We start from the raw sequence: 16,577 nt of genomic DNA on the forward strand, positions 1-16,577 counted from the left end.
TTAGAATTTCGAAAGCAATGGGATGCACAACCATAGAAGAGAAGACTTCAGTTAATACATATTTATTCATCGATTCTATCGAATCACGACCCGCAGAAGCTAATTCAAGAAGTAAGATGACACATTCATTTCATAAGATAAGAATTAATCAAAATTAACCAGTAAATAAGTGAAAAACTTCTTGTGATTCGAAGAAGGCAGTAACTTTAAATAACTGGACGTCATGAATATCTGAACGTTATCCGAAATTACACGACGCTATATTTGAAAGTGAGTGATAAAGAATTGAAGAAATTAGTGCTAGTTCTAATGCTTATTAGTTTTTTAGTTACCGGTTGCCAATCTGACACTAAAGAAGAAAGGACAGAACAAAACAATATATTAGTATATTTTGCAAAAGGTGAAACTTGGGCTGCTTCTTATACATTATTTGACGGTGGCGAAACGAACTTTGACTCGTTATATATTCAACATATAGGGAATAGAGAATCTGAACAGAACCCAATTGAATACATATTAGAGGGTGATGGAATTAAGATGGAAAGTCAATATCCATTAAAGTTACAGGGAGTAAGAAGTTTACAAGTTTCTTCAGAATACAATAAAGAATTAGTGAAATTAGAAGATAACAATAATGAATATAAATTAATTATAAAACAAAACGGAGTATCGGAAGAGCTCATATTAAGATTAGTTAATAAAGAGAGATAACAACTTTCATGTGAAAACGTTCGAGGAATAAATCATAATAGCATTGATGAAAGAAGTGGACCTTTAGTATCGGAATTCAGATCGATCTATGGTACAAGAGCGGTTAGAATCCTATTAAATCTGAAATCGGCAAAACAAATTATAAATAAGGAGAGCTAATGCGAAAAAAATACATTGTAAATATATTATTACTTGTAATAATCATAGTTGCTACAAGCATTCTGTTTTATCATAATGATCGATTGAGTAGAGTTAAATCTGATATGGGATTTAGAATGATATCCGCTAATATAATCCAGCTTGAGGGTGCAATTATGTTTCAAATGCAAAATAATTGGAATGAACCTAACAATGTCATCGAGAAAGTAGAGGATGTGATAGAAGGTATATATATTACCAGAAAAGTATCAAGTGATTTACAAAAATTATCAAAAGAAGATGATGAAGTATTGTTGAGATTAATTCGTTATTTTGAGAAATTCCCTTCGTATTCAGGATTTCCAAATTATACGATTGATGCAAAAGAAATAAGTATGTTTGAGAAACTACGAGGGAATCTCAGGGATGTTGGTTGGGGAATGAATTTAGGTTACTCAAGTGATTGGAATGAATTGAAAGATAAAGCAAATAAATTAATGAGTATGTAATCACAGAAGCATAAACATTTGATAATACCAATACCATATTCAGACATCGCAGATTTGGGATGAAAAGTGGGTCGGGCGGACCACCCTGTGGGGTTAAGTGCGAGACCACCCAGTGACTTCGTTGCCTTAAGCCCCACAGGTTCGTGAATAAAAGAACGTTAGGTGAATACCGAAGGGGAATAAGCAAAAAAACTTCAAAAATGTTCTATTGCATGTACTAACACATGTAGGCCAGTCTATTTATTTAAGGATGTATACACCAGGAGTAGTTAGTGCCGTGATCCTTGTTCTCCCTTATACGTTATATTTGTTTACAAGATTAATAAGGGAAGAATTAATAACATGGGAGTTGATTTTATTAAGTATACCAGTTGGATTTTTGATAATACCAATTGTACTATTGGGTCATGAACTAGGAAAGAGAATAATTAAGTGAAAGAATATTGACAGTATATCGAAGATGAGTTGCGAATCAGATAACTAAAATTTTCGCACGTTATCAGAAATCACAGAATATCCTTAAAACAGAGGTGACAGGTGAAATGATTTATAGAAGAAAGACATACATAATAGAACCATCTTTCATTGAAGAATTCAATGCTTTGTTTAATGAGATTTTACTCCCGTCACAGCTTAAGTACGGCGCTCGGTTGATAGGACGATGGATGATAAACAAGAATGAAGAGAATACAGAAGTGTTTGCCCTCTGGGAATACGATAGCTTCCAAAAGTATGAGGAAATTGAATCAAAAATAAAACAGGATGAAGAACATGTAAAAAGAGTCCAAAAAAGATTTGATGAAATTGGTAGAGAAAGAATAAAAAAAGTACTGAAAGAAGATATAAAACAAGAGTTTATTGAAAGTACAGTGTCAAGAGATAGAACAATTTTAAGTTCGATTTAGGGATTATTCAATGATACCAGAAACTTTGAAGGGTGATCAATTCCAGATGAACATAAATGCAGTTATTTTTGATTTAGACAACACGTTAATAAATCGAAAACTTGCTTTTAAACAATTTTCAAATAGACTTATTGAAAATTACATAATATATTTAGACTCTTCTGAAAAAAATGAAATCGCCCAGTATATTATCGAAGCAGATAATGACGGATACAGAAGCAAGAAAGAATTATATCAAGAACTTCTTAACAATTTGAAGTGGAAGAAAGAAACAACACTCCAAGAATTACTGGAATATTGGTTTTCTGAGTTTTTTAAATGTACTGTATTAATGGACGGTGCAATGGAAGTAATTCAATTTCTGAGAAGTCAGGGACTGAAATTAGGTTTGATCACAAATGGTTCTGTGCATTCACAAAATTCAAAAATTGATTATGCTGGGATACGGGGTTTCTTTGATACAATCGTGGTTTCAGATGAGGTACAGGTGAAGAAGCCTGATAAAAGAATATTTGAAATTACTCTTGAGCGATTAGGGGTAAAACCGGAAACGTCATTTTATATAGGCGATCATCCGCTTAATGATATTAAAGGAGCAAGAGAGGCTGGACTAAGAACAGTTTGGCTAGAAGGATTCCGAGAGTGGGACGTCGTGGGATTTCAGCCACATTACACGATAAGAGAATTAAGGGAAATGATAAAGATTTTCGAGGGTGGTTAAAAATGTAAAGGGACTTCAGATAACAATCTATCCACGCATCGGGCTAACGCTCTGGGTCTTGACCACAGATTTGAAGAAGTAATAGCTGCGACGGCTCCCTATGGGAGTTCGTGAATGGGAGGAACGTTATGTGAAATTCACTAAGAAGGGACAGAAACCATGGAAGGAACTATAAATCTTCAAGCAGTGTTTATAGACCGAGATGGAACTATCGGTGGAACTGGACATTTTATCCCCCCCTAACAATTTCAAGTTATTTGAGCATGCTCAAGTTGCCATTAATCTTCTGAAAGAAAGTGGTCTAAAAGTATTTGCATTCACAAATCAGTATAGAATTTCTCTGTGGAGAGGCAACGATTGAAGAGTTTGAAAATCAGTTTAGGATTTTTGGGTTTAACCATTCATATATTTGTCCACACGAACAAGATTGCGAGTGTAGAAAGCCAAAACCTGGAATGTTAATAGAAGCCGCGAATGAACATAATTTGGATTTAAGTAGATGTGTCGCTATAGGTGATGTTGGTAGTACAGATATGTTGGCAGCACATGCTGTAGGAGCCATAAAAATATTAGTTAAAACCGGTTGGGGGAAGGACTCTCTAACAAAATTCAGGGATAAATGGATAGAAACTGAACCAGATTATATTGCAGAAAATATTTTAGATGCAGTAAATTGGTTAATTACAAACAGATAAAATTGTAAGTATGTCTAAGAAGAGTGAAGCTCACGGTCCGGACATCAATTCCCCTAATGAATCTAACGTTACAGGATGATGAATATATACGTGTATGAGGCATAACCTCGGCCGTTGGATCTTGGTCCGTATTCCATACAAATAAAGAAAGGAACAAATAATCAGTGCTAAAATTGTTTTCTTTTATTTTTGAGTTAATAAGAATCATTTTATTACTAGCTTTCACCATGCTAATATTTGGTGGAATTGAACGTTACATTTATCAGTTCATATTTGGTGAACCCATATACCATTGGTTAATGTTAATTGGGAACTTTATATTATTTTTTGTTTTATATCGAAATTATCTTCAATTTAAAGGATGGTATAAATCAAGTAAAAGTGAAAAATTGGACAGATTTACAACAAGAAGTCTTATAATCATTGCAATCGCATTGATTTTAATACCGTCAGTAATGTGACCTCCAAAACCACTAAAGGGGAGTGGGGTCGCGAATACCAGAACGTTAGCCGGGGGAATATTTCATCAGCAATAAAAAAAAGAAAAAGTAAGAACCCACCCTAAGGTTACCGCCCAGGTGGGTTCTTACGACTTTTATTAGGCTGCTTAAGCCTATCGGGTTTGTGAATAGAAGACAACATTTGCAGGTTCACGAACCCTTATTTTACTAGTTTGATCACGGTTCCATTTGATATTTAGAAAAAAGTTTCCACACCAACTCGTTTCGGTTAGATACCTGTACTTTTTGGAAGACAGCCTTCAAATGGTCTTGCGCCGTATGGTAGGAAATCATTAAATGTTGGGCAAGTTCTTTTGTTGAGCTCCCTTTAATAATTTCCAGAACAACCTCCTGCTCGCGTAAGGTGAGATGATAAGCCTTCATCAAATAGGAGAGCATATCCTTGGGTGTTGCATTATTTAATGAAACAGCAATCTGAAAGTTGTTTTCTTGAGTCGATCGAAGGATGGAGACTTGTGCGACAATATATCCTTGTTCATGCACAGGGATCAACAAGGGTGCAGACGGTTGATGACGTGCCAATAATCGGGTACACATAACTTGCAATGGTTTGGGCAGGTAAGGTGCAGCAATGTCTTCCATTTTCCGCAACGAATCTAAAGTTTTTGAAGCCTTTGAATTAAGCGATATAATATTTAGCTGAGTATCTAAAATGATAACGCCTTGTTCCAATTCTCCTTCAAAAGTTTGCACCTCAATTATAGAGAGATAATAGGCTTGCAGCGCCTCAGCCATAATCGGACCGATTATCTTTAGTCGATCAATATCTTCATTTGAAAAGAACGGATTAGCAGCCTGCTGCTTTTTAAATAATGTCAAAAAACCATAGCAACGTCCCTGAAAGACGAGCACACACCTTATTTCATCAGAAAAATGATTCGGTTTTAACACTTCCTCATAGCGGCGGCTTCTTTGTATTCCCAAGCTGTCACTTAACCTTCCAATATACACCCCATCTTTCAACAAACTTTCAAAACTATAAACATCGGTTTCGTCATATTCAATTTTTAGTATTTGGTGATGAATAGCTTCAATAGAATGCTCTGTTACAGCTCCAATAGAACATAAAGTGACCGGATCAACTAGAGTGCAGCAATAAGCATCGAATGGAATTTGTTCTTTTAGAAGTAAAAGCATATTTTTCCGGTACGTATAAGAATCGTTAGATTTACTTCTGAGTTCATCTGACCGTAATCTCCAATAATCCATCCCTTTAGATTTCATTAAATCCTTTCCCCCTCGTTTATGGGATACCGCTATATGGATAAATCTTTATAATTGAGAATGATTCTTAATTGTATTATACACGAAAGGAGATATTTATTTTGGATAGAGAAAAGAAATTTAGAGAAATGGGGGCTACTATATTGAAAGACGCAACAAAAATGCCTGATTACAGTGCTTCTCGTGTGTTGGGAGTAACTCATCAACTTTTGCAAGCACAACTCATTTATTCAGCAATCCGTTTGGATGTGTTTTCCCATCTTACTTCCCCGAAGACTGCTTTAGAATTTTCTAATGAAACTGGATATCACAAAAGAAATTCCGAACTTTTATTAAATGCATTAGCTTCGACAAGCTTTATTACTAAAGAAGATGAGCATTTTTCGAATTGTCCCGATACGGAATTATATTTAAATAAATCTAGTGAACTCTACCTGGGTGAATACCTTCTATATTGGTATAAAGTTAAGGATCTATCACGTGTAGAAGAGCTCGTATGTTTCGGCCCGACGCACCGTTCATTTCATGACCCTCTTGGTTCTGATTCATATGATTTTCAAAAAATGGGGGAGGTTTCCAAGATTCATATGTACACCGGCAGAGCGCAAACATTTATTACAGCAATGCAGGAGATTTTTGAAAAAGACGCACCTATACGTGCGATTGATCTTGGCGGCGGTTCAGGTGTCTTGGCCATTGAGCTTGCTAAACTTTTTCCTGCTTCGAAATCAATTATATTTGATCAACCCAAGGTCATTCCCATTGCAAACGATGGGATAAAAGAAAACCATCTGGAACAGCAAGTTGAAACCAGAGCAGGCAACTTTATCAAGGACGATTTTGGAAGTCATTACGACTTGGTCATTGCTTCGGGAATTTTGGATTTCTGCGGAGACCTTGATCAAATGCTAGGAAAAATTTACAACGCTATGAATGCTGGAGGGTATCTCTATGTAGATACTCATCGTATCAATGATTCTTTTACTGCCCCTAGTCAAAGTATCATCGGATTTTTGGCTACACATATGGACGGACTTAATATTTTAAAAACGAACAATCAAATTTTAACTGCCATAGAAAAGGCAGGGTTTATTAAACACGTATGTAATCAAGAAGATGCATCCTACTATCTTTTCGGAAAGGAATAATCATGGCAAGTGATAAGTTCTTCCCGGAAAGGCGTAAGGCAAATCTGGCGATGATGATTGGAATCATCGGCCTTCTGTTTTTTTCCTTTCTCGCTTTGTTTCTGGGACGCTATATATTGTCCCCAACACAGGTTATCACGGCATTCTACGACAAGTTTTATTTGGGGCTTGATACTACGGGAACTACTGTTGTCATTGATATACGTTTGTCTCGTGTATTATTAAACATTTTGGTTGGCAGCGCTCTTGCTGCAGCAGGAACAGCGTTTCAAGGAATCTTTCAAAACCGCCTTGTTAGTCCGGAGATTTTGGGTGTGAGCAACGGGGCTGGATTTGGAGCGGCTCTTGCATTACTTATTTCAGGGGGAAGTACTGGTTTCATTGTTCCGTTCTCGTTTTTAGGCGGGATCTTGAGCATATGTAGTACTTACTCTTTTTTTCGCTTAAAAAAAGATCATTCTGTTTTGACATTGGTGCTTTCCGGAATCATTGTGGGCTCCATCTTTAATGCTCTCCTGTCTCTTATAAAACTAGTCGCCGATACAGACTCCATTTTGCCTGCAATTACATACTGGCTTATGGGGAGTTTTTCGAATACTACGATGTCAGATGTCTTTTTGGCAGCAATACCGATTGGTATTGGGACTATTGTTCTTTTTGTGCTTCGCTGGCAAATTAATATTCTTTCCCTTGGGGATGAAGAAGCGATAGCGCAAGGAATTCGTCCTCAAAAAATGCGGCTAGTCATTATTGCAGCATGTACGCTGGTTACGGCAGCCTGTGTTTCGGTAACTGGAATGATTGGCTGGGTTGGATTGATTATACCGAACATTTTTCGATCACTTATCGGGGCAAATAATCGTTATCTCATACCACTTACCTGTATTTATGGCGCAAATTTTATTTTGATCGTAGATATTATTGCACGAACAGTTACTCCAGCAGAAATTCCGATAGGTATATTAATTGCGTTAGTTGGTGCGCCTCTGTTTCTAATCGTTTATCAAAAGTCGAAAGAGGGAGCTGCCAGATGAAATTAGAGGTTGAAAATGGTTCTTTTTCTTACACTAAAAACAAGATGGTTTTTAAGGAAATCAATTTCGCTCTTGGCAAGGGGCAGGTTTTATCTATTTTAGGACAAAACGGAATCGGCAAAACTACCCTGTTGAAATGCTTGACTGGAATTCTTCCATGGAGCAGCGGTCAAATTCGTATAGACGGTAAGGTGGCTTCGGGCAAATTGCAGTTCAAAGATATTGCCTATGTTCCTCAAGCGAAAGGAAACGCATTTCCATTTACAGTGTTGGATATGGTTTGTATGGGGCGTACTAAGATGCTTCATTTCTACTCTATGCCCTCGGACAAAGATTGGGATATTTCTATGCAGTGCTTGGAGCGGCTTGGTCTAAAAGGACTTGAAAATCGGCTGTGTACTGAACTAAGCGGCGGTCAACTCCAGCTTGTGTACATTGCACGAGCCTTGGCATCAAAACCAAAGCTTTTGCTGCTGGACGAGCCCGAGGCGCATCTTGATTTTAAGAATCAACGACATATTATGTGCCTCATAGCAGAATTGGCCCAAAGCGGCGAAATTTCCTGCATAATTAATACCCATCATCCCGAATCTGCTCTTGAGTTTTCTGATCTTACCCTCATTCTAGGGCAGAAAGAGTACGTTTTCGGAAAGACGTCAACTATAATGAGCGAGGATAATATAAGACGATTTTTTCACATTGATTCGCGAATTATTGACTTAAGTGATAGGAATATTGACAAAAAAGCATTTGTATTTATTTAACTATAAAAGGGAGAAAACGAAATGAGTCAAAATTACCTTAAGCCGCTTATTCTACTCTGCATAGCCGCTGTTTTCGCGGGGCTCCTCATACTTTCGGGCTGTTCTGGCTTAAGTGACAAGAAGAACGAGGGACCCCCTGCAAATACATCTTCTCCACAAGCACAGACAGTCAAGGAGGAAATCCGTACTATTACAGATCTTACCGGAGCTGAAGTTACAATACCTGTTGCAAAAAACATTGAAAAAGTAGTCATTATTGCTCCTCCAATAGTGTCAACTTATTTAAGTATAGTACATGATAACGGAAAACTTGTTGGTACACATCAGATGGCATTTGTTCTTGCTAATGAACAGGTTTTAAGTAAACTTCTTCCGAATTGGCAACAAATCAACACAACATTTCTAACGGGTTTTTCTTCAAATGCAGAGGAATTACTTAAGCTCGATCCTAACATTATACTTGTCTGGGGAGCTGCTCAAAAAGAAGGGTTAGAAAATATTAAAATTCCCATTGTAGACTTTTATCAACCAAGTCATGAAAATGAGGAATGGAGCGTCAATATCGATAAGCTAATGCGTGATATTTTCCAAATGGATTCCGGGAAAACACTACAGGATGAATGGAATATTACAAATGAGATTGTTTCTGCCGCGCTTACAAAGATCGATGAGAGTAAAAAGAAAACGGCGATCATGATAATGAACAATACAGGTGATACAATCACCGTTCGTGGCGGAGGTACACACGGCGATGACTGGCTTCAGAAGAGCGGGCTTAAAAATGCGGCAGAAACCTTGACAGGCGGTGATTATAATCAGGTTACAATGGAACAGATTTACGAGTGGAATCCAGATATTATTTATCTCTTTCAAGGCAATTTAGATAATGAGGCGTATCTTTCTAACTCAATAAGTGGACAGGATTGGTCTAAGACAAAAGCATTTGAAAACAAAACCATATACGATATGCCTGTAGGAATTATAAATTGGGGGACTCCTTCCAGTGATTCGCCACTTACATTGGAATGGCTGGTCATGACTAGCTACCCAGATACTATAAACGAATCGGTTTTCCTCTCCCGCATGAAGACTTATTATGAACAGCACTATAACATCATTCTTACTGATGAGCTTATCCAGAGTATTCTTAATCCTTAAAAGCACATTACTGTACGTTACAGATGAAAAGGAAACGGAAAGGCTGCCCATTCTCCGCCGTAGCGCGGATCGGGCAGCCTTTCAAGAGTATGATTAAGATTTGGTATGACGCACCATGTTCCAGCTTCCGAGATCAATGACATTGTTGGAGGCGACATATTCAGAATATGGCTTTTGAGGGTCGAATGCACCGTCAAATACGACGAGACGAATAAACGGTCCCGTGGACTTCATAACGACCGTCGTTCCATCAGGAGAGATCATCTCACCCCATTTGTCGCGGTAAATGTCAACGAGTGATAAATCAATGCTCCGCGCTGAAATTTGCTTTGGCTTATCCGTATTGTTGGCGATCACCAACGTACCGAAAGTTGAATTTTCATCCGGAGACTGATTAATCATGGAATGAACATAAATAGCACTGTATGCGGGCAAAGTGAAAGCTCGATCATTCGTAAGCGCATAATCAGCGGAATTACCGTTTTCCCCCGGCTTTTTCACATAGGCGGCAAACATATCGCCGCGGCCAAACAGACCATCATTGGTTTCGGTTGAGTCTGAGTCGCCTTTCTTGGCTCCCTGTTGTGCCAGCTCATAAATGCGTTTGGCCATAACGACAGCTTGTTCAATGCTGGCGTTTTTCCTTGGCCCGAAATGCTTGTCGTCCAATCCCTTTACAACGTCGATGGATGACAAATAACCGATTGCTTCCACCGCGTAAGGGGAAAACTGGCTGCGATCCTGAAACATTTTGCTCGTCCCCGCCGGGATGTCTACATTGGCTAATTTGATCACGCGCATCAGCATGGCTGCCAGTTGCTCGCGCGTAATTAAAGAATTAGGTGAAAAACGATCCTTTGATGTTCCGGTTACGATGCCCAGTTGATAAGCTTTTATAATTTCAGCGTTCGCAGTGTCCTTAAACGGATTGGAGACTGTTACGGATGTAGTGGTCCCGGTTATAGCTTCGTATAGCTTGACGGCAACCTCGCTGAACTTCTCGCGTGTAATAATCGTGCCGAAATGCAATTGGGCGACAGGATGGGTCAGCCCAATAAACTGCGCGTACGAGATATCCGCTGCGGCCCATGCCGATACGCCTGCCAGTGAAGCTCCGGTATTGGCACCCTCCGCAGTAATGGTAAACTTTACGGACGTTACCGTTCCGTTGTCGCCTCTTACTTCAAGCTGGTATTTCCCTGCTTGGCTCACTTTTTGGCCGCTTTTAAAAGGTTCACCGTTAAGCAAAGCTGTCGCATCGTTGAAAGTAATCGTTCGTTCTGTGTTATAAACGCTTTGATTGGATACGCCATGAATGACTGTGGCGCGAGGCTGAATAGTAAACTGCATGGCCGTTTCATTGCCCGCCGCGTCCCTCACCAAGAGCGAATGCACACCCTGCTCTTTGATTCTTACCCGGTAGTTGTCTGTTCTTTCGGACTGGTCGTACCAATAATCGGTTGCTGCCGATTGGCCGTTCACGAACGCTTCCCCTTCGTTAAATAGAATCGTTACAGCTTCGTGATAAAGTCCGCCATCCGCAACTCCGGTAACAATCGGCGCCGTACGGTCGATTGCAAAATAAACCTGTGTCGTAGCGCCGCCGACGCCGCTCAAGTTAAAGGTATGGTTGCCTTCCTCGCTGACGACGATTCCGCTTGGTACACTTTTTCCGTTCAGTTTGCCTGATCCTTCTTGAAAGGTAATGGTGACCGGGTTTTGGTAAGAGCCCCCGGAAACGATACCCTCCACCGGCAGTTTAAGCTGCTTTCGCAGTTCAAGCTCGACAATTAAATTTTGCAGGCCGGTCAATGATTGCAGAGGGCTTAGATCCTTGATTGGATTGCCTCTTATAATCAACCTGGATAATTTTATCATATTCGACAGCGCAGCTATATTAGAGATGGAGTTGTTTTCCAAATGCAGCTCTTTCATGCCGGTCATTCGCGCCAGCGCCTCCACATTACTGATCCGATTATTGGACAAAAGGAGCGTATCAAGTTGAGTCAGCGACGAAAGCGGGCTAATATCCGCAATCTGATTATCAGCCAAAATCAATTGGGTCAAGGCATGCAGGCCAGAGAGCGCATCTACTTTTTCAATGTCATTGCTCCCTAGACCTAACAATTTCAAATGGTTCAATCCTTGGAGCGGTCCGAGATCTTGAATTTGATTAAAAGACAAATCCAATAATTTAAGGCTTTTGAGCTGAGATAATGAAGACAGATTTATGATCCGATTGGCAGCGGCATCCAGAATTTGCAGGTCTTTCTTATCGGACAGCGGCGATAGATCCGATATTTGGTTATTTGACAAATACAGTGATTTTAAGGCTTTTAAGGGAGCAAGTCCACTGATATCGGAAATTTGATTATAATCCGCAAGTAGACGCTCCAAGCTGACAGATGCGGATAGCGGCGAAATATCCTTGATTTGATTGACGCTCAGGTCGACATGACGCAAATATTTGAGAGAGGACAAGGCACTAATATCACAAATCTGATTAAGCGCCCCATAAAAGACCGTCAAATCGCTCAATGACGCCAGCGGCGAAATATCTGTAATTTGATTGTGGGTGATATCCAGCATGGATAATCCGGTCAGCGTTGCGACAGGGCCCAGATTACGAACTTTTGAGTCCGCGATCCCGAGCATACGAATGTTTTCCATTCCAGCAAGCGGCGAAAGATCCGTTACTTGGGTTTGGGTGAGCATAAGCGAATCCAAAGAGGTCAACGACTTCAATGGACCGATGTCGGATAATGGATTCTGGTTCAGAGATATAGATTTAATATGAACGGCATGTTCAATACCGGAGAGATTCGTAATACCGTAACCGCGCAAATCAAGATGCGAAAGGCCGTTGCCCATACCGCCGATATCAGCACGGCTGGCCATCTCCTCACGCGAGATTTGACCGTCTTTGTTCAAATCGACGCCGTTGGCAATCAGTGCCTTTTTCAAATTAGCGTCGGGAAATGTAATGTTGCCGGCATCCGCCGCATGAACTGCTGCCGTATTCACGTTTGCAGCGAGTATTACCGACGTGAGTAAAACAGCAAATCTCTTTTTAAATGTAATCAATAAATGTTCCTTCCTTTCCGTCTATCGGATATGTCTTTAGTCCTGGGTCAAGACTTTGGAATATAGTTCCATGCTATCATTCGACAAGAACTGGCATATTCCTTTTTTTCTTTTCACAGTGATAAGAACAGCACGAAATATTATTATGGGAGTGGATCCCCTAGTTCCACGGATATTTGGTAACATTGACGTTCCATTTTGTTGGTATATCATGGTAAAATAGTAAAAGATAAAGAACCCACCTCAAGGTTAGCGCCAAAGGTGGGTTTTTGTACCTTTAACATGGAAGGGATTAGCCGTCCAAGCCAATTGTTCAGCCAGAAAGGAGATCTCAATGAAATTTCCAATAATAGTTTTAGATTTAGATGGTACACTCCTGAATTCCAAAAAAGAAATATCGAATCGGAACTATAAGGCTATTATGGATTGCTCGAATAGGGGGATGAAATTTATTTTTGCAACAGCACGCCCTCCAAGGGCTGTGAGGTCGTTTATGAACGAGGAAATGCTTAAATTGGGTTCATTTATTTATTACAATGGAGCCTACATTGATTGCAAACATACAGGAATGAACAAACATATATCCATTGAAGCTGAAGTTACAGCAGAACTTTTAGATTATTGTCTCAAATGTAACCCGGATCTTGACTTAAGTTTAGAAGTGAAAGATGAATGGGTGACTTTAAGAGAATATGACTACTCAACTGTCATACAAGTTAAAGACAATCCTATTGTAAGGCCGTTGGAAGAACTTAAATGTCTTGAGGCATCAAAAATCTTGTTTACAGGAAAAATGGATATGATTTCATTCCAGGAGAAATTTAAAATGAAACTAAACATTTTGATAACAGACAATGGAAATCTTGTTCAAGTTTCATCACTGAAGGCTTCTAAAGAAAGTGCAGTAGCAGCTTTGTGTAAGGAGATGAACGTTTCTCTCGAAAACGTTATGGTATTTGGTGATGATTCTAATGATATAGGATTATTTAATACTTGTGGTTGGCCTGTGGCAATGGGAAATGCGATAGATGAATTGAAATTGAGATCTAAAGAGATTACAGAAACTAATAATAATGACGGAGTGGCAATGATTTTGGAGAGACTTTGCGGGTAAATCAAAAGTAGTTCGGTGAACACCATTTTCATATCGGGCCAGTGAAATTGATTTTATTATTCTAGACTATCCATTTGCATATTTACATAAGGAGTTGGCAGAATATATTGATTTTAGTGTTTTTATCGACACCCCTCTTGATATTGCAATGGCTAGGAGATTAATAAGAGATTTCGAGGACTCTTCTTCTATTGAAAAAGTAATAAATGAACTTTCTTTATATTTGTCCAGGGGGAGAATGGCATATCTAAATATGTTGGACACAGTAAAACCAAATTCAAATTTCATTATCGATGGTTCATTACCGGTTAATTTAATCGCTGAGCAGATATGTGAGGAGATACTGTGATATCAAGGATTTCGTCGGTCGTTTAGTCAAAAATATCCAAATAAATATGAGCAATCTCAAGGAGCGAAACAATGAACACAAGGGAAATTCCAAATTCTATCTTAAATTTTATAGGTGAAATCCAACAAATTCATTTCCCTGCGCAAGGACATACTTCTGTGGTTGTAAGCTTGACTACAATGAGCGGGAATTTTATTTTAAAGAAAACAACCGAACCGTTATACAGTGCCTGGCTAAAGCAGGAATTTGAAATATTAACGCAACTTGAGAATCGTTTGTTACCGATCCCCAAAGCGTATTTGCTTGTGGAAGAGGAGAAACATTGCTGGTTATTAATGAGTCAGTTTCATGGAATTCGCATGCGGGAATTTTTACTTCGAGAACATGATGTAGCGAAAAGAAAAAAGGTCATTAGTCATTTTGGAGAAATTTTAAGGGAGATCCATTCGACTTTGTGTCCGGAGCCATTGATCACGACCCGTGAGTCGTGGTTAATGTCAAAGCTAGAAGAGGCGGAATATAATCTTAGGAACTATAAAGTGGATGGAACGAAGGAATTATTACATAAATTAAAATCGTCTACTCCCAAAGAAATACCGAATACTTTAATTCATGGTGACTTTACCATTGATAATGTGATGGTGAATGACAATAAAATTGTAGGTGTGATCGATTGGGGAGGAGCCGCATTTGGGGACCCTAGATACGATTTGGCCTTGGCTATTAGACCAAAACAAAATGCATTTAAGGAAGAAACTGATAAGCAATGGTTTTTTGAAGCATATGGCTTAAGAAGTATTTCATATGAAGAATTTGAGTATTTCGAAAACGGACTCTATCAATTCTTTTAATTAAGCCTTCGAAGAAGCGAATTAAGTAGTACGGAAATATAAAAATATATATGGAGGCTATCATGAGAGAAATAGATTATACTGATTATTTTTGGCAAGATGAAAGGGTAAGATTGCGGGCCATACAGGACGAAGACTGGGAAAGTTATTACTTAAGTGATTTTGATACTCCTGCTCGTCTTTTACTAGAGTGTGCCATCGAGTTACCGCCCACGATATTGGGGACAAAGAAATTTGTGGAACAAAATGCTAACTTTACTTCTACCAATGGACGAATTATGTTCACTATTGAAAACTTGGATGGGAATAGTATAGGTGGCATCAATTTAAACAGTATTGACGAGCGAAATGGGACATTTAGTATAGGTATTGTAATTGATAAAGGCTATCGTGGTAAAGGTTATGGAACAAGTGCAATGAAGATTTTATTAAAATATGCCTTCCTTGAACGGAGGCTTAATAAATTCAATAACTATGTTCTTGAAGGAAATGAAGGTTCAGCAAAGATGATGAGAAAACTTGGTTGCGTTCAAGAAGGTATCCGTCGCCAGGTAGTATATACAAACGGGAAATATTTAGACTTTATTTTGTTTGGGTTAACGAAAGAGGAATTTATCGCAAAGAAGATGGAGAAATGCAATAAGCGATGTTAGAAATGTATAACTGGAAACATTATCAAAAGAAAACGTAAGTGGATAGGAGCTAGGAATTAATGAAGCATTCAATACTGGCGTTCCTAATAATATTCATATTTGTTTTGACTGCTTGTACCGCTACAGATAAACGATTCGATGATAATGATATTGAGATCAACTTGCTGAACCAAGAAATAAATGAAGAATACAGAACATATGCAATAGAAGTTAAAAATTCAGGGGAACTGGAGATTAAGTACTTGCATTTTTATTTATATTATCCAATTATTATGCCGAATGGATCTAAGGGAAACCCATTTAAAATTGAAGGAAAAACAGATATTAGTCATCCCGTAATACTTAAACCAGGGAAATCAATTAATTATACTTTTTTTGTACCAATAAAAGAGGTATTTGGTGACTCCAAATTATTAGATTTTAATGATCCTCAGATTGAGTTGAACGGATTAGTACAACATGGCAAGACCGACGTGCCTTTTGGTATGGGTGGAGGTTATTTGCATATGAGGTAACCCAATGCCTGACTCATACTGCGGTACTGGCATCCTATGCCTGTTAGGATATATAATCATGGAAGGAGCTCAAATGTTACAAATCCATCAAAACGGAGTGATAATATTGCTAGATGACTTTACAAAAAAGAGAATAACCAAAATACTGGATAACTATTTTGAACAAAAGGTTCCCGAACATCTTAAAAATGAAATAAAAATGTATTATAAATTTCGGGGGAATACAGTCACATTATTCCTAGAAAGACCAGGGTATATGGAAGAGCGTTATGAGTATCCTATTGCACAATTAAGATTAGAAGATACTCTTTGGAAGGTGTATTGGCAAGATAGTAGAAAAAAATGGCATTTTGTAGAGGACATTCAACCAGATGAACAATTTGAAAAGCAATTAAAGGAAGTAGATGGTAATAATATTTTCTGGTCTTTTTTGTAAAGAAGATGTACGAGAATTTGAATAATTATAAAAAATCAAATAATACC

At 38.5% G+C, this 16,577-nt stretch carries 18 protein-coding genes; 16 read left to right on the forward strand and 2 right to left on the reverse strand.

The genetic code is table 11. The features are described 5' to 3' along the window. Window positions 1-270 precede the first annotated feature (270 nt). The 6 genes from V1L65_RS24420 to V1L65_RS24445 all read left to right on the forward strand — a co-directional run bounded on the left by V1L65_RS24420 (window position 271) and on the right by V1L65_RS24445 (window position 3,679). The gene (locus V1L65_RS24420) at window positions 271-711 is read left to right on the forward strand and encodes a hypothetical protein (protein WP_331701888.1); all 441 of its coding nucleotides are present in this window, start codon (window positions 271-273) and stop codon (window positions 709-711) included. 158 nt (window positions 712-869) lie between these two features. Next, window positions 870-1,358, forward strand: coding sequence for a hypothetical protein (locus tag V1L65_RS24425; protein WP_331701889.1), 489 nt, complete (start codon window positions 870-872; stop codon window positions 1,356-1,358). 208 nt (window positions 1,359-1,566) lie between these two features. Further along, on the forward strand, window positions 1,567-1,794 hold the full coding sequence (locus tag V1L65_RS24430; RefSeq protein ID WP_331701890.1) for an HXXEE domain-containing protein: 228 nt from the start codon (window positions 1,567-1,569) through the stop codon (window positions 1,792-1,794). A 106-nt stretch (window positions 1,795-1,900) separates the two neighbouring features. Next, window positions 1,901-2,263 carry an NIPSNAP family protein gene (locus V1L65_RS24435; RefSeq protein ID WP_331701891.1) on the forward strand — a complete coding sequence of 121 codons (363 nt, stop codon included), beginning with the start codon at window positions 1,901-1,903 and terminating at the stop codon, window positions 2,261-2,263. A gap of 10 nt (window positions 2,264-2,273) precedes the next feature. Further along, a complete protein-coding gene (locus V1L65_RS24440; protein WP_331701892.1) occupies window positions 2,274-2,984 on the forward strand; it encodes an HAD family hydrolase in 711 nt (236 codons plus the stop codon). Window positions 2,985-3,295: 311 nt separating this feature from the next. Continuing rightward, a complete protein-coding gene (locus tag V1L65_RS24445; RefSeq protein WP_331701893.1) occupies window positions 3,296-3,679 on the forward strand; it encodes an HAD-IIIA family hydrolase in 384 nt (127 codons plus the stop codon). Window positions 3,680-4,356: 677 nt separating this feature from the next. Here the strand turns inward: V1L65_RS24445 and V1L65_RS24450 are convergent. Beyond that, complete coding sequence (locus tag V1L65_RS24450) at window positions 4,357-5,424, reverse strand: helix-turn-helix transcriptional regulator (RefSeq protein ID WP_331701894.1); 1,068 nt, start codon at window positions 5,422-5,424, stop codon at window positions 4,357-4,359. Window positions 5,425-5,525: 101 nt separating this feature from the next. Between V1L65_RS24450 and V1L65_RS24455 the strand changes: the two genes are divergently transcribed. From V1L65_RS24455 to V1L65_RS24470, 4 genes are read left to right on the forward strand one after another with little or no spacing between them, the layout of a single operon-like run. Beyond that, window positions 5,526-6,572 (forward strand): methyltransferase, encoded by a 1,047-nt coding sequence (locus V1L65_RS24455; protein WP_331701895.1) that lies wholly within the window; start codon window positions 5,526-5,528, stop codon window positions 6,570-6,572. A gap of 2 nt (window positions 6,573-6,574) precedes the next feature. After that, window positions 6,575-7,606: a FecCD family ABC transporter permease gene (locus V1L65_RS24460; protein WP_331701896.1), complete on the forward strand. Its 1,032-nt coding sequence runs from the start codon at window positions 6,575-6,577 to the stop codon at window positions 7,604-7,606. Then, a complete protein-coding gene (locus V1L65_RS24465; RefSeq protein WP_331701897.1) occupies window positions 7,603-8,370 on the forward strand; it encodes an ABC transporter ATP-binding protein in 768 nt (255 codons plus the stop codon). Before V1L65_RS24460 ends, V1L65_RS24465 begins: the two co-directional genes overlap by 4 nt. 21 nt (window positions 8,371-8,391) lie before the next feature. Beyond that, window positions 8,392-9,528 carry an ABC transporter substrate-binding protein gene (locus V1L65_RS24470; protein ID WP_331701898.1) on the forward strand — a complete coding sequence of 379 codons (1,137 nt, stop codon included), beginning with the start codon at window positions 8,392-8,394 and terminating at the stop codon, window positions 9,526-9,528. Window positions 9,529-9,621: 93 nt separating this feature from the next. On the opposite strand, the gene V1L65_RS24475 is transcribed toward V1L65_RS24470, so the two are convergent. Then, window positions 9,622-12,612, reverse strand: a complete 2,991-nt coding sequence (locus tag V1L65_RS24475; protein ID WP_331701899.1) for a leucine-rich repeat domain-containing protein — start codon at window positions 12,610-12,612, stop codon at window positions 9,622-9,624. Window positions 12,613-12,946: 334 nt separating this feature from the next. Here V1L65_RS24475 and V1L65_RS24480 point away from each other — a divergent pair, with 334 nt between their 5' ends. The 6 genes from V1L65_RS24480 (at window position 12,947) to V1L65_RS24505 (ending at window position 16,530) form a co-directional block, all read left to right on the forward strand. Next, a complete protein-coding gene (locus V1L65_RS24480) occupies window positions 12,947-13,726 on the forward strand; it encodes a Cof-type HAD-IIB family hydrolase (protein ID WP_331701900.1) in 780 nt (259 codons plus the stop codon). 58 nt (window positions 13,727-13,784) lie between these two features. Further along, the gene (locus tag V1L65_RS24485) at window positions 13,785-14,075 is read left to right on the forward strand and encodes a hypothetical protein (protein ID WP_331701929.1); all 291 of its coding nucleotides are present in this window, start codon (window positions 13,785-13,787) and stop codon (window positions 14,073-14,075) included. A gap of 71 nt (window positions 14,076-14,146) precedes the next feature. Next, on the forward strand, window positions 14,147-14,926 hold the full coding sequence (locus tag V1L65_RS24490) for a phosphotransferase family protein (protein WP_331701901.1): 780 nt from the start codon (window positions 14,147-14,149) through the stop codon (window positions 14,924-14,926). Between the two features lie 62 nt (window positions 14,927-14,988). Continuing rightward, the gene (locus tag V1L65_RS24495; RefSeq protein WP_331701902.1) at window positions 14,989-15,579 is read left to right on the forward strand and encodes a GNAT family N-acetyltransferase; all 591 of its coding nucleotides are present in this window, start codon (window positions 14,989-14,991) and stop codon (window positions 15,577-15,579) included. Window positions 15,580-15,638: 59 nt separating this feature from the next. Further along, window positions 15,639-16,094 carry a hypothetical protein gene (locus V1L65_RS24500; RefSeq protein ID WP_331701903.1) on the forward strand — a complete coding sequence of 152 codons (456 nt, stop codon included), beginning with the start codon at window positions 15,639-15,641 and terminating at the stop codon, window positions 16,092-16,094. Window positions 16,095-16,152: 58 nt separating this feature from the next. Further along, window positions 16,153-16,530, forward strand: coding sequence for a DUF3024 domain-containing protein (locus V1L65_RS24505; protein WP_331701904.1), 378 nt, complete (start codon window positions 16,153-16,155; stop codon window positions 16,528-16,530). The last annotated feature ends 47 nt before the right edge of the window (window positions 16,531-16,577 follow it).

Origin of the sequence: Paenibacillus sp. IITD108 (genome assembly GCF_036541265.1) — a bacterium.
In the GTDB taxonomy this organism is placed as follows: domain Bacteria; phylum Bacillota; class Bacilli; order Paenibacillales; family Paenibacillaceae; genus Pristimantibacillus.

Coding starts and splice junctions, on each gene's coding strand:
- V1L65_RS24425 (WP_331701889.1), top strand. CDS start 870: ATGCGAAAAAAATACATTGTAAATATATTATTACTTGTAATAATCATA.
- V1L65_RS24500 (WP_331701903.1), top strand. CDS start 15,639: ATGAAGCATTCAATACTGGCGTTCCTAATAATATTCATATTTGTTTTG.
- V1L65_RS24465 (WP_331701897.1), top strand. CDS start 7,603: ATGAAATTAGAGGTTGAAAATGGTTCTTTTTCTTACACTAAAAACAAG.
- V1L65_RS24490 (WP_331701901.1), top strand. CDS start 14,147: ATGAACACAAGGGAAATTCCAAATTCTATCTTAAATTTTATAGGTGAA.
- V1L65_RS24480 (WP_331701900.1), top strand. CDS start 12,947: ATGAAATTTCCAATAATAGTTTTAGATTTAGATGGTACACTCCTGAAT.
- V1L65_RS24495 (WP_331701902.1), top strand. CDS start 14,989: ATGAGAGAAATAGATTATACTGATTATTTTTGGCAAGATGAAAGGGTA.
- V1L65_RS24450 (WP_331701894.1), bottom strand. CDS start 5,424: ATGAAATCTAAAGGGATGGATTATTGGAGATTACGGTCAGATGAACTC.
- V1L65_RS24435 (WP_331701891.1), top strand. CDS start 1,901: ATGATTTATAGAAGAAAGACATACATAATAGAACCATCTTTCATTGAA.
- V1L65_RS24470 (WP_331701898.1), top strand. CDS start 8,392: ATGAGTCAAAATTACCTTAAGCCGCTTATTCTACTCTGCATAGCCGCT.
- V1L65_RS24505 (WP_331701904.1), top strand. CDS start 16,153: ATGGAAGGAGCTCAAATGTTACAAATCCATCAAAACGGAGTGATAATA.
- V1L65_RS24440 (WP_331701892.1), top strand. CDS start 2,274: ATGATACCAGAAACTTTGAAGGGTGATCAATTCCAGATGAACATAAAT.
- V1L65_RS24460 (WP_331701896.1), top strand. CDS start 6,575: ATGGCAAGTGATAAGTTCTTCCCGGAAAGGCGTAAGGCAAATCTGGCG.